Here is a 13,207-nt window from a genome sequence, read left to right on the forward strand (position 1 = left end):
AAGGGTTCAAGACACCGCCCAGTCATTGCCGACACCCGATACTCTACTGGCCGACGGGCCGTTGATAGACCGCGCCTGGACCGCCGGGGAGGCACCCATCCGTTGCTCGGTTGCCGCCCGGAGATACCCTGCCACACCTGCCCGAGGCAGTCGCATCTTGCGAAGCGGCCGAGCATCGGCCATTAGTGCGGTATCGAGTGCCGAACGACCAACGGGAAAACATTATGAAGCCCATCTTCGTCCAGTTGCGCTGCAAGCCGGGCAAGACCTACGAGGTCGCAGATGCGATCTACAAGACCGAACTGGTTTCAGAACTCTATTCCACCAGCGGTGACTGGGACCTCTTGCTGAAGATCTACATCAAGGACGAGGATGAGATCGGCCGCTTCGTCAACGAGAAGATTGCCTCCATTCCCGGCATCGAACGTTCGTTGACGACGATTACCTTCACCGCGTTCTGAGGCTGAGGCGAGATAGGAATCTCGTCTGCTTGATTTCCGGTTCAATGGAAATTACGCCCCTTCGGCATAACCCGCGCCGTCTCGGCCACTTCGTCATGATCGATGACTTTCCCAAGGCCCTCGCCCGGTCTGGACTGCGCCCTCCCCCTAGCGGCTGGCTTCTTCCGGTGATCTTCCAAAAGGTGCAACGCCCCATCCGATCGACCGGAAACACCTAACTGCTCCGCCTCCTGCTGGAGCAGCCCCAGCATCGGCGTCATGTCCTCGATATGTTCCACCACAGTGTGGATCACGCCGCTCTGGCTTTGCAGCCTTCCACGGATCCTGACCAGCCGCGCGCCCATCACCACCGCGCGAGAATTATCGAAAGCTTTCTTCCAAACGATGGCATTGGCCACTCCTGTTTCGTCCTCCAGCGTCATGAAGATCACCCCATTGGCCGATCCCGGACGCTGGCGGACCAGAACGAGCCCGGCGATTGTCACCCTTTGTCCGTTCGGAACGGTGAGAAGATCGACATTCCGGGTGACACCCATTTTCGCAAGGCGCTCGCGAAAGAATGAAACGGGATGCGCCTTGAGCGACAGGGAGAGATAACGATAGTCTTCGATCACCTGCTCGCCAGGCAGCATTTCCGGAAGCCGGACCTGTGGTTCAACCTGAAGTTCAGAATGCCGGACCTGGTCGAACAGGGGCAGTTTTTCCACCGCATTCCTGTCGAGCCCGCGCACCTGCCAAAGCGCTTCCCTTCGAGAAATTCCGAAGGAGTCGGCGCCGAAAGCATCTGCATCCGCCAGCCGCTCGATATCGGCCTTGTCGAGGCCCGATCGCAGCCAGAGATCGCGGATGGATTTATACCCATCGCCGCGATTGGCGATCAGCTTGTCCTTTACAGCATCTTCCGAAAGCCCTTTGACCTGGCGGAAACCGAGGCGGACGGCCCTCTCCGCCAGGATGACCTCGCGCATGGAGGCATGGCGCGGGTCGATGGCGTCCTTATCGAATTCCGCCTTCTCCAGCAGACAATCCCAATCCGATTTGTTGACATCGACCGGCCTGATCTCGACGCCATGCTCCCGCGCATCACGGACAAGCTGGGCCGGCGCATAGAAGCCCATCGGCTGGGAGTTCAGAAGCGCGGCACAGAAGACATCCGGATAATAGGTCTTGATCCAGGCGGAGGCATAAACGAGCAGCGCAAAGGAAGCCGCATGGCTTTCCGGAAAGCCGTATTCCCCAAAACCCTTGATCTGGTTGAAGCAGTTTTGGGCAAACTCTCTAGAGTAGCCGCGCTTTACCATGCCTTCCACCATCTTGGTTTCGAAGGTTTCTATGGTTCCTGTCCGTTTGAACGTCGCCATGGCCCGACGTAGCCTGTCTGCTTCACTTGGAGTGAATTTTGCTGCCGTGATGGCGATCTGCATGGCTTGCTCCTGAAAGAGCGGCACTCCGAGGGTTCTTTGTAGAACGAGCTTTAGTTCTTCACTGGGATATTCGATCGGTATTCCATTACGCTCGTCATCCCTCCTTTTTAGGTAGGGATGGACCATATCACCTTGTATTGGGCCGGGGCGCACGATTGCGACCTCAATGACCAAATCGTAAAATCTCCTGGGCCTCAAGCGCGGCAGCATGCTCATTTGCGCTCGGCTTTCGATCTGGAAAACTCCGAGCGTGTCGGCGCGGCAGATCATGTCGTAGACCGATTTTCCGTCTTTATGATCGGTATTGCCGAGATCAGCCAAGGTCTTCTTCACGTCATAATGGACCTTGAGAAGCTTGAATGCCTTGGCGAGGCAAGTCAGCATGCCGAGCGCAAGAACATCGACCTTCAGGATACGCAGCGTGTCCAGATCATCCTTGTCCCACTCGATCATGTAGCGATCGGGCATAGCCGTATTCATGATCGGCACCACTTCGTCCAAACGATCCCTGGTAATGACGAACCCACCGACATGCTGGGTCAGATGACGTGGAAAACCCATCAGCTCCTTTGCCAGCTCCAACACCTGCTTCGTGACGGGGTCGGTGAGGTCGAGACCTGCGGCTTTTGCCTCCCTTTCGGATGGGCCTTCTTCAGACCATCCCCAGACGGTGCTGGAAAGCGCCGTTTGCACATCCTCAGAAAGGCCGAAGACTTTCGCCACCTCGCGTCCGGCCATGCGGGTGCGATAACTGGTGACGGCGGCCGTCAGGCCGGCATGTTCCTTGCCGTAAGTTCTATATATGTGCTGAATAATCTCTTCTCGCCTAGCGTGCTCAAAATCAACATCAATATCCGGTGGTTCATCGCGCTCGGTGGAAAGAAAGCGATCGAATAAGAGCGTCGATTTTCGCGGATCAACCTCCGTGATCCTCAAGCAGTAACAAACGGCGGAATTCGCCGCCGAGCCGCGGCCCTGGCATAGAATGTTTGCGCCACGCGCAAATTCCATGATGTTCCGAACCGTTAGGAAGTATGGGGCATATTTCTTGATTCGGATCAGACCGAGCTCATACTCGATCTGCTTCATCACCTTTTTCGGAATATCACCTGAATAACGCCATTTAGCCCCTTCCAGAGTGAGCCTTTCCAGCGTCTCGAAAGGTGTCTCTCCCGCAACGCTTTCATCCGGATAATTGTGCTTTAGCTCTTCAAGYGAAAAAGAGAGATGACTGAAGAATTTTTCTGTGTTGGCAATCGCATCCGGATAATTTTTGAAAAGATGCGCCATTTCCTGGCCATCCTTCAGATGACGCTCAGCATTTTGCGCCAACCGGAAACCTGCCTCCGCTATCGTCACATGCTCCCGGATCGATGTGACGACATCCGAAAGCGGGCGGCGACTCTTTTGATGATAAAGTGGTTGGTTCGTGGCTAGCAAAGCTATCCGAGTTCGAGCCGCGAGCTTTGCGATTGCTGAAAAGAACAATGCATCCCGACCATCATACAAGGGAGACAGCACGATATAGAGTTTGTGACGGAAACGCTTCCGGAAACGAACCAGGCAATCCTCGAGCCTGGCCCAGCCCGCCGGATCGTCAAGCACGGACCGATTTGGAACGAAAGCAAGCATCATCTCATCGCCCCATTCCATGAGATCAGTCTCGTAAAGACGGCAATTCCCCTTTTCCGTTCTCAGATTTCCGGCACTGAGCAACCGGCATAGATGTCCCCATCCTTGCCGGTTCTGCGGAAAGGCGAGGATCTCCGGCGTGTCATCGGAAAAGATGAGACGTGCGCCCGGTTGAAAAGGGATAGGTTTTATAAGAGGCTTTTCCGTCTCGCCTTTTTTACGACGTTCCTCATTCTCACACCTGTCCTTTGCATAGGTTTCAGCCATTGCCAAAGCTTGATTATACGCCCGTACAACGCCGGCAACTGAATTACGGTCGGCAATGCCAAGTCCGGACAGACCGAGCAAGGAAGCCGTGACCACCATTTCCTCAGGCTTCGACGCTCCTTCCAGAAAAGAGAAATTGGTTCTGGCGCCGATTTCGAAAAAGGCGGGAGCAGCACTCATGCGAAGACCCCGTGGATGAACCAGTTGGGTGGTCGTCCGGGTTTGTAATGGCCATTGCGATAAACCCAGAGGCGATGGCCGGTCCCGACTTCCAGTCGGAAATAATCCCGCTCGGCCGTTTCTTTTTCATCGAGCCACCATTCCGGCGAAATCCTTTCCGGCCCCTCGGCATGCAGGACTTCGTGCATCATGCGGCGCCAGCGGAAGCGGAAAGGCGGCCCGTCCGGCACTTGGGCCGCGACCGCTTCCACCCGCTCGGGATGAGGAAAGAGACGCAGGGGCCGGTCGCCACCTGGAAAGGCGAATGCCTTCGCCTCCCGCTTACCGATGGATCGGACTTCCATGGCGGGTACGGAAACGGCGGCCCGCTCAGGCATGTGACTTTCCCGAAGCTGCAAAGACTGGAGCGAATCCACTCCGAGACGGGCAGAGACCCGGTCGACGAATTCGGCCAAAGAGGCTTCCTGTTGCCCGCCTCCCTCGAAATCCTTTTGGGCTGCATCGAAATCCTCGTGCTCGAGAACATTGAGACGGATGATCTCGAAGCCAAAGCCGGCATCAAGATCATCGTGAACTGCCTTGAGGCGCTCGGAAAAAAGACCGGCGATCCTCCCGGCATCCCGCAGCGGGCGGGAGGCCCCCGCCTGGATCCGGAAGACCCGTCCATCCACCCGGAACAGCACCAGTTCGAAAATCCGCCCCCCTGCCCCGCGGGCTTCCAGGCCGGATTTCAGGAGTGATGCGACCTGATGTGTCAGCTGCAGGATGCTTTCTTCCGTCTGGATGGGCTCGGCGAGCCGGCGCTCCGAGGAGAGGCAGGGAACCGGTCGGCGTGGCGAAATCGGTTCCTCGCTGCTGCCGAGCGCCTGATCGAGCCGAAGCAGGACATGGGCGCCGAAGCGGCGGGCAAGCGGCGCCCTCGGCATGGCAAGAAGATCGCCGACCTGTTTAAGACCGAGCTTCTGGAGCGATGCGACCGTGATTTCATCGATGCGCAGGGATGCGACCGGAAGGGGCGCAAGCGCCCTCTGCATGTCCTTGCCGGCAATCACGCCGCTCCGGCCGAAACGGCAGACCGCCCAGGAGAGCCCCGGCGAGCCTGAGACCGCTCCCCGGACGTCGAAGCCCATCTGAAACAGCCGCGAAAGCGCGTCATCCAGAAGGGCCTGTTCGCCGCCGAAAAGGTGCGCACAGCCGGTGATATCCAGAAACAATCCATTGCGGCCGTCGAGCGCCACCAGCGGCGTGTAGCGATCGCACCAGTCGGCAAGGGCTTCAAGAAGGGAGCGGTCCGCCCCCTGGTTTTCTTCGACGACATCGATCCGGGGATGCATGGCGCGCGCCTCCGCCAGTCCCTGCCCCCGCTTCAGGCCGATCCGTTCGGCCGCTTCATCGAGAGCCGTCAGCCGCATGGCATTGTCGCGCCGCCCGGAACAGACGATAGGCGGATGTTCAGGACGCCCGGTCGAGCGCCAGGACGGCCCCCATTTCCGGCGGGCGATGCGATCGGTCGAAAGATGTGGGAAGACGAGGGAGAGAAGGCGCTGGCTCGTTCCCGAAAGGGAAAGGGATGCCTGTTCGTTCGGCAGTGAGAAATTGACGGTCATGGGCGTTCCACTCCAGAAGAAAGGAGAGCGGAGCCGGATTGCGGCTCTTCTCCAGGATGAGACGGAAGGAGGGGTGACCGATGCTCCCGCCAAGCATCGATCCATCCGGCAGGCGACGTTTCGAAGCCGGCGCCGGTTCTGCCAGGAAGCGAAAGAGGGCGCTGCTCGCCTCTTCCTCTCCGGCATGTCTCAACAGGAAAAGCGGCCGCCCCGCCGCCTTTGCCCGAAGCGCGAGCCGCCGGCTTTCGGCAAGCCCGAAATGCGCGGGGTTGCCCCGGATTTCCAGAATGGTGACGCCCAATGCCCCGCTCGCCACCGCCGTTTCCGCAAGCCACAAGGCCTCGCTGAGCTTCCGGGGCACGGYGCACAGGAATGTCTCCGGCCTCAGGCCGAATTGCAGGAGACCAATGCCATAAGGCACGCCCGCTTCCTGCATCGAGGCCGCATCGCCGATCCACAGAATGGGGACGGGAGCCAGTCCTTCCTCTTCCTGCCGCTGAAGCCGGGCAGCCAGGGCGAGCGCGAAGCCGCTCAAGGCCCCGGCATCGCGGGAAAGGCGGGAACGGATCTCCGTAATGCCGTCCATGGGTAACCCTCCCTCGAGGGCTGCATCGAGTTCCGGAATTCCGAAGGGCAGGCGAAGTTCATTACTCTGCGCAGTTCTTTCCGGTTCCTGGGCAAGCATGCCCTGCTCTGCCGCCGCCAGAGCCGGCACCGGCCTGCCTTCCAGTCTGGCAATCTGTTCACGCAGGGCAAAAAGCTTCTCCTGCGCCGTGGCATCTCCGGCCATGGCGTCAGCTCCGTTCATAAATGTTCACTTTATGTTCTTATGGATTCCAGAGCTTACCCGGAGAGTCAACAGCCAATTTCCATGAAATCGGCCCTCCCTGGGAAGACCGACAATTCAACTCTCGAAAAACTTTGCAGAAATGCCTATATGGCTCTTCTTAAAAGGAGCAAACATGGCCCGGATTGACCAGACTGATGATTGGCGGGATCGCCATGCACCGACGATCAGCACGTTCGAGTCACTGGCAATAGAGGCTTATGGCCATCTGCCGGAAGAATTCCGGGCGCTCACCACCAACCTGATCATCGAGATCGAAGATTTTCCGGACGACGACGTGTTCGAAGACATGGCGCTGGAAACGCCCTTCGACCTGCTCGGCCTTTTTGAGGGCCGCGGCATTTCGGAGCGTTTCACCATGGAGACCGGCGAGTTGCCGAACCGCATCCGCCTCTACCGCCGCCCGATCCTGGATTACTGGGCCGAAAACGAGGAGACCCTGGGCGATATCATCACCCATGTGCTGATCCACGAGATCGGCCACCACTTCGGTCTCAGCGACGATGACATGGAGCGGATCGAGGCAAGCGCGGAGCAGGCAGCGGAGCGCTGAGCGGGACGGCTTTGTCCTATTGCTCGCCGAGCTTCATGTCCGGGGTATATTCCTTGCCTTCGACCGTCTTCACCACGGCCTGGCCGCACTGCATCAGTCCGGTCTCGGCATTGAACGCATAGGTCGGTGAGCCCGAAAGCTCCCAGCCCTTGTTCAGCGCTGCCGTCACCTTGTGGCAGAAGGAAGCATCGTCGGGACCGGTGAGAAAACGATAGAGCTTCATGACCTTTTCTTCCTTTCTGCGATCGATCGCGCTTTGTGGTCGAGCTTCTGCGCATCGAGAAGATGCAGTCGCTCGACCATACGGCCGTTCATATTGATGACATTGAGGTTCTGCGCTTCCGGAAGCGCAAAGGCGGCGATGATCGCCTGCGCCTCTTTGATGGCTTCCGGCTGCGGGCCGAAATGCCGGTTGGCGGACTCGATCTGGGCCGGATGGATCAGCATCTTGCCGTCGAAACCCATGGCTCGGCCCTGGGCACATTCGGCATCGAAGCTTTCCGCATCTCTGAAATCGTTGAAGACGCTGTCGAGAACGTCCAGCCCATTGGCGCGGGCGGCAAGCACGACCTGCATCAGCCATGGGACAAGATAGGTCCGTCCCGGCTGCGCAAGCACGCCGGTTTCCTTGCGCAAATCGTTGAGGCCGACGACGAAGCAGGAAAGCCTCGGGCTCGCCGCGGCGATCGAGGGAGCATTCATCACGCCGCTCGCTGTTTCGATCATCGCCCATATGGGAAGCTCTTCCGGCGCTCCGGCCTTTTCTAGCATGGCGGCGGCTGTCAGCACGTCCGCAGCCGCGCCGACTTTCGGCAGCAAGACCGCATCCGGCTCGAGTTCCGTCACAAGATCGATGTCCGCCTCAATGAATTCGGAAGAAAGCGCGTTGATGCGGATGACGGTCTCCCGTCCCGCGAGCGGAGGCTTTCCGAAGAAGCGCCTGAGATTTTCACGCGCCTCCACCTTCTTTTCCGGGAAGACGGAATCCTCCAGATCGAGGATCACTCCATCGCAGTCGAGGCTCGGCACCTTTTCGAGCGCCTTCGGATTGCCGGCAGGCACGCTCAGGAGAGAGCGGCGCAAACGAACAGCGGGAAGAGCGGACACGTCTTCAGGGATCATGTGAGGCTTTCTGCCAAGCTTTCCGGCGCGGCGCAATATCGCAACTTCGTGAAGGCTCTTGCAAGATGTTCGGGAAGGGCCCACATTCAAGTCTAGAAAGGTTTGGATCATGCAGAACATCCGCACATTCTTCCTCGTTACATCGGGGGTCGCTATTTTTGCTTTCTTTGCCCTTCTCACGGCATCGCTGACGGTCGCCTTCGCGGGCATCCTGGCGATCCTTGCTGCGGGACGCGCCCTTTCTGCCCGGCTGAAGCCGATGYCGGTGCGCGCCAAGGCGGATAAGCCGCAAATGCGCGTCTGGAACGACGGACGTGGCACCATCATCGATCTCTAGATCTTTTCCGCGGGTGAAGACGAAACCGGTGTGCGAAGCAAACCGTACCGGTTGATGGTAAACTGCCCTTCAAATCCGCCGGGATTTGTTCTATTGCAGCATCCGCGCATAGAGTAACGCGGAGGCAGGTCATGGAAAAATTCGTCAAGCTCACCGGCGTCGCGGCGCCGCTTCCGGTCGTCAACATCGACACCGACATGATCATTCCGAAGGATTATCTGAAGACGATCAAGCGTACCGGCCTCGGCAAGGGACTTTTCGCGGAAGCCCGCTATAAGGAAGACGGTTCCGAAAACCCGGATTTCGTGCTGAACAAGCCCGCCTACCGGAATGCCAATATTCTGGTCGCCGGAGATAATTTCGGCTGCGGTTCCTYGCGCGAGCATGCGCCTTGGGCGCTCCTGGACTTCGGCATCCGCTGCGTGATCTCCACGAGCTTCGCCGATATCTTCTACAACAACTGTTTCAAGAACGGCATCCTCCCGATCGTCGTCAGCCAGGAAGACCTGGACAAGCTTATGGACGATGCCTCGCGCGGTGCCAACGCCATCCTCACCGTCGATCTCGAAGCCCAGGAGATCACGGGTCCGGACGGCGGCTCGCTGCATTTCGATATCGATCCGGCACGACGCCATATCCTGCTCGAAGGCCTGGACGACATCGCCTCGACGCTGAAGAGCGATGCGGTGATCGGCAGCTTCGAGAACAAGCTCCGCACCGAGCGGCCCTGGCTCTGATCGGCCTGCCGGATGGTCAAGCGGATTTCCTCAGGCTCACCCTTCGAAGCGCGCATCGGCTATTCCCGCGCTGTTGTAGACGGCGACATGGTCTATGTTTCCGGCACCACCGGCTATGACTATGCCCGCATGGAGATGCCGGAGGATGTTGCCGCCCAGACGCGCAATGCGCTCGGCACCATCGAGAAAGCGCTGAAGGAAGCCGGCAGCGGCCTGCGCGACGTGCTGAGGGTCCGCTACTACCTCACCGACATGGCGGACTACGATGCCCTGGTCGAGGTGCTCGGCCAGACCTTTTCCGAAATCCGCCCGGCGGCGACCATGGTGGTCTGCGGGCTGACGACACCCGAAATGAAGATCGAGATCGAGGTGACGGCACGCATCGGCGCCGGCTCGGCATAAACCATTCGGCCTCGTCCCTTCCGGCGGGCTCGGACGAGGTTTCAGCCAACTGCGGGAAGACCCCGCAGGAAGGACGAGCCCGCCTGATCGCAAGGACGCCACAGCATCATGTCTCACAAGCTCTTTCTTCTTCCCGGCGACGGTATCGGCCCCGAGGCCATGGGTGAGGTCCGCAAGATCATCGCCTATATGAACGACGCCATGAACGCCGGGTTCGCCACGGACGAAGGCCTCGTCGGCGGCTCGGCCTATGACGCCCACGGCGCGGCGATCTCGGAAGAGGACATGGCCAAGGCCAAGGCGGCCGATGCGGTGCTCTTCGGCGCCGTCGGCGGGCCGAAGTGGGATACCGTTCCCTATGAAGTGCGTCCGGAGGCCGGCCTCCTGCGGCTGCGCAAGGATCTGGAGCTCTTCGCCAATCTGAGGCCCGCAATCTGCTATCCGGCGCTCGCCTCCGCCTCGTCGCTGAAGCCGGAACTGGTGGAAGGTCTCGATATCCTCATCGTCCGCGAACTCACCGGTGGCGTCTATTTCGGCGAACCGAAGGAGATCGTCGATCTCGGCAACGGCCAGAAACGCGGCATCGATACCCAGATCTACGATACCTACGAGATCGAACGCATCGCCGGCGTCGCCTTCGAGCTTGCCCGCACGCGCCGCAATTCCGTCTGCTCGATGGAAAAGCGCAACGTCATGAAGTCCGGCGTGCTCTGGAACCAAGTGGTCACCGAGACGCACAAGGCGAAGTATTCCGACGTCAAGCTGGAGCATATGCTGGCGGATGCTGGCGGTATGCAGCTCGTCCGTGCTCCGAAGCAGTTCGACGTCATCGTCACCGACAACCTCTTCGGCGACATGCTTTCCGACGTGGCCGCCATGCTGACCGGCTCGCTCGGCATGCTGCCCTCGGCCTCGCTCGGCGCGCCGGATGCCAAGACCGGCAAGCGCAAGGCGCTCTACGAGCCGGTTCACGGCTCGGCGCCGGATATCGCCGGCCAGGGGATCGCCAATCCGATCGCCATGATCGCATCCTTCGCCATGTGCCTGCGYTACTCATTCAATATGGTGAAGGAAGCCGACAACCTGGAAAAGGCGATCGCCAACGTGCTCGACCAGGGTATCCGCACCGGCGATATCATGGCGGACGGTTGCCGCAAGGTCGGCACCGCCGAAATGGGTGACGCGATCCTTTCCGAATTCAAGGCACTCTCCGCCTGATTTGATCTGACGGATCGGCATCTTGCAAATGGAAAACCCGGCGCTTGAGGCGCCGGGTTTTCTCGTTGTGGGCCGGAAAAGAATGCCGGCCGGCGAAGCGGTGGATTATTCCGCGTGGATATCCCGGTCCTTGGTTTCCGGCAGGAAGAGCAGGCCGATCACCAGYGTAATGGCCGCGAAGACGATCGGGTACCAGAGACCATAGTAGATATCGCCCTTGGCGGCGCTCATCGCGAAGGCCGTTGCCGGCAGCAGGCCGCCGAACCAGCCGTTGCCGATGTGGTAGGGCAGCGACATGCCGGTGTAGCGGATGCGGGTCGGGAAGAGTTCGACCAGCAGCGCCGCGATCGGGCCGTAGACCATAGTTACGTAGATGACGAGTACCGTCAGGATGGCGATGAGCATCACCCAGTTCACGGCTTCCGGATCGGCCACCATGGTGAAGTTGCCGGAGTTCGGAATGGAGTAGACTGCCATCTCCGTAACGCCGGTGGCTTCCTCTGCCGTCAGCAGTTTCTGCTTGACGAGATCGGCACCGGACACCGTCGTTGCATTTCCTGCGCGGATGGCTGCGGCATCGAGCTGCAGTTCCGGATTGGCGGCGACGAAGGCGTCGAGCTTGGCTTCCGGAACGTTCGATGCACCGCGTGCCAGGGGATAGCCCGCGGCCTGCAGGGCGACGTTGACCTGCTTCTGGAAGRCCGTGTCCGCTGCCTTGGCGCCCGCCCCGGCCTGCACCGCGTCATAGCTGGTGACGGTGGAATCGCCGATCTTGACGGTCGCCGGCGAACCGGCCGGGCCCGCAACCACGTCATAGGGAACGGAGTTGCGTGTCAGGAACGATGTCGCGATATCGCACGAGGTGGTGAATTTCGCCGTGCCGGTCGGGTTGAACTGGAATTTGCAGTCGCCCGGAGCGGCGGTCACGGTCGCGCGTACCGTTTCCTGTGCCTGTGCCAGTGCTGGATTGCCCGCCCAGGTCATGGCCTTGAACAGCGGGAAATAGGTGATGATGGCAAGCAGCAGGCCCGCCATGATGATCGGCTTGCGGCCGATCTTGTCCGACAGCCAGCCGAAGAAGACGAAGAAGCCCGTGCCGATAAGCAGCGAGGCTGCCACCATGATGTTTGCCGACTGGGCCTCCACCTTCAGGATGTTCTGAAGGAAGAACAGCGCGTAGAATTGCCCGGAATACCAGACGACGGCCTGTCCTACGACGGCGCCGAACAGGGCCAGAAGGGCGATCTTGGCGTTTTTCCACTGACCGAAGGCTTCCGAAAGCGGTGCCTTGGAGCCCTTGCCCTCTTCCTTCATTCGCAGGAAGGCGGGCGATTCGTTCATTTTCAGACGGATCCAGACGGAAACGCCGAGCAGGACCACCGAGACCAGGAAGGGAACGCGCCAGCCCCAGGCGGCGAAGGCCTCGCGGCCGAGGATCGCCTGGACCACAAGAATGACCACCAGCGACAGGAAAAGGCCGAGCGTGGCCGTGGTCTGGATCCAGGACGTGAAGAAGCCACGCCGTCCGTGAGGCGCGTGCTCGGCCACATAGGTCGCTGCACCGCCGTATTCGCCGCCGAGCGCCAGACCCTGCAGCATGCGCAGGACGAGCAGGATGATCGGAGCAGCGATGCCGATCGAAGCCGCACCGGGCAGGAGACCGACGAGGAAGGTCGAAAGACCCATGATCAGGATGGTGACGAGGAAGGTGTATTTGCGGCCGACGAGATCACCCAGCCGGCCGAAGACCAGCGCGCCGAACGGGCGAACCAGGAAGCCCGCGGCGAAGGCCAGAAGTGCGAAGATGTTCCGGGTCGTTTCCGGATACTGACTGAAGAAGGCCGCGCCGATGAAAGTGGCGAGCGAGCCGTAAAGATAGAAATCGTACCATTCGAATACGGTGCCGAGCGAAGAGGCGAAGATGACCTTCTTCTCCTCCCGCGTCATACTGCCTGACTTTACGTCGGCAGTGGTCGTGACATTTGCCATGATCCGTCCTCCACAAGATCAACCGACGCACCAGCCTGTTCCGACTCTCCTCCCGGATGTCAGGATGGCGCGCATTACAGCAGATTGGCAGAAATCTGATTCGAGGAAGAGAGATGCTTTGGGATTATGACTTTCGTCTAATGCCGCCGCTTCGTTGCCGTGCCGGCATATCTGGCCTCCGCTGTCATTCTTCTTCTTTCCGAAGGTCGCTTGGGCAATCATCCGCGTCTTGAAGCAGTCGCCGGGAAGCGCTCGAAACGCGGGCTCAGGCTTGACTCGGGGCCAAAATCTTCTAAACAGCTTCGGCGAACGGGAAGACTCCTCCATGCATTGCAGCGAACTTTACATCGCCGCCTTCGGACTGCCGGCACTTTACGCCGGACGGGATTTCCGTCTTTTCGATTCTTCCAAAACCATGGCCAAAACGACGA

General features: G+C 59.7%; 12 protein-coding genes. 6 read left to right on the forward strand and 6 right to left on the reverse strand.

Going from position 1 to position 13,207, the window contains the following annotated elements:
• Positions 1-224: 224 nt before the first annotated feature.
• Positions 225-461, forward strand: coding sequence for an Lrp/AsnC ligand binding domain-containing protein (locus LCM4573_RS13740; RefSeq protein WP_046796745.1), 237 nt, complete (start codon positions 225-227; stop codon positions 459-461).
• 41 nt (positions 462-502) lie between these two features.
• Here the strand turns inward: LCM4573_RS13740 and LCM4573_RS13745 are convergent, their stop codons facing one another.
• Genes LCM4573_RS13745 through LCM4573_RS28555 form a run of 3 tightly spaced genes read right to left on the reverse strand, consistent with a single transcriptional unit; the run spans position 503 to position 6,361 of the window.
• Positions 503-3,964 (reverse strand): error-prone DNA polymerase, encoded by a 3,462-nt coding sequence (locus LCM4573_RS13745; RefSeq protein ID WP_071006881.1) that lies wholly within the window; start codon positions 3,962-3,964, stop codon positions 503-505.
• Positions 3,961-5,466 (reverse strand): DNA polymerase Y family protein, encoded by a 1,506-nt coding sequence (locus LCM4573_RS13750; RefSeq protein WP_274534855.1) that lies wholly within the window; start codon positions 5,464-5,466, stop codon positions 3,961-3,963. Before LCM4573_RS13750 ends, LCM4573_RS13745 begins: the two co-directional genes overlap by 4 nt.
• Positions 5,417-6,361, reverse strand: coding sequence for an ImuA family protein (locus tag LCM4573_RS28555; protein ID WP_071006883.1), 945 nt, complete (start codon positions 6,359-6,361; stop codon positions 5,417-5,419). The genes LCM4573_RS13750 and LCM4573_RS28555 overlap by 50 nt, the downstream gene beginning before the upstream one ends.
• A 172-nt stretch (positions 6,362-6,533) precedes the next feature.
• Here LCM4573_RS28555 and LCM4573_RS13760 point away from each other — a divergent pair, with 172 nt between their 5' ends.
• A complete protein-coding gene (locus LCM4573_RS13760) occupies positions 6,534-6,971 on the forward strand; it encodes a metallopeptidase family protein (protein ID WP_071006884.1) in 438 nt (145 codons plus the stop codon).
• Between the two features lie 16 nt (positions 6,972-6,987).
• Here LCM4573_RS13760 and LCM4573_RS13765 read toward each other — a convergent pair whose 3' ends face one another.
• Positions 6,988-7,194 (reverse strand): DUF1737 domain-containing protein, encoded by a 207-nt coding sequence (locus LCM4573_RS13765; RefSeq protein ID WP_071006885.1) that lies wholly within the window; start codon positions 7,192-7,194, stop codon positions 6,988-6,990.
• Complete coding sequence (locus tag LCM4573_RS13770; RefSeq protein WP_071006886.1) at positions 7,191-8,093, reverse strand: CoA ester lyase; 903 nt, start codon at positions 8,091-8,093, stop codon at positions 7,191-7,193. The genes LCM4573_RS13765 and LCM4573_RS13770 overlap by 4 nt, the downstream gene beginning before the upstream one ends.
• 109 nt (positions 8,094-8,202) lie before the next feature.
• On the opposite strand from LCM4573_RS13770, the gene LCM4573_RS28560 reads away from it, so the two are divergent.
• The 4 genes from LCM4573_RS28560 (at position 8,203) to leuB (ending at position 10,787) form a co-directional block, all read left to right on the forward strand.
• Positions 8,203-8,430: a hypothetical protein gene (locus LCM4573_RS28560; RefSeq protein WP_071006887.1), complete on the forward strand. Its 228-nt coding sequence runs from the start codon at positions 8,203-8,205 to the stop codon at positions 8,428-8,430.
• A gap of 131 nt (positions 8,431-8,561) precedes the next feature.
• Positions 8,562-9,167, forward strand: coding sequence for a 3-isopropylmalate dehydratase small subunit (gene leuD, locus LCM4573_RS13780; RefSeq protein WP_071006888.1), 606 nt, complete (start codon positions 8,562-8,564; stop codon positions 9,165-9,167).
• A 12-nt stretch (positions 9,168-9,179) separates the two neighbouring features.
• Positions 9,180-9,569, forward strand: a complete 390-nt coding sequence (locus tag LCM4573_RS13785; protein ID WP_071006889.1) for a RidA family protein — start codon at positions 9,180-9,182, stop codon at positions 9,567-9,569.
• 108 nt (positions 9,570-9,677) lie between these two features.
• Positions 9,678-10,787, forward strand: coding sequence for a 3-isopropylmalate dehydrogenase (gene leuB / locus LCM4573_RS13790; protein WP_116285482.1), 1,110 nt, complete (start codon positions 9,678-9,680; stop codon positions 10,785-10,787).
• A gap of 105 nt (positions 10,788-10,892) precedes the next feature.
• On the opposite strand, the gene LCM4573_RS13795 is transcribed toward leuB, so the two are convergent.
• A complete protein-coding gene (locus LCM4573_RS13795) occupies positions 10,893-12,776 on the reverse strand; it encodes an MFS transporter (protein ID WP_071006891.1) in 1,884 nt (627 codons plus the stop codon).
• Positions 12,777-13,207: the final 431 nt, after the last annotated feature.

The organism is Rhizobium sp. LCM 4573 (assembly GCF_001854865.1).
Taxonomy (GTDB): Bacteria; Pseudomonadota; Alphaproteobacteria; order Rhizobiales; family Rhizobiaceae; genus Neorhizobium.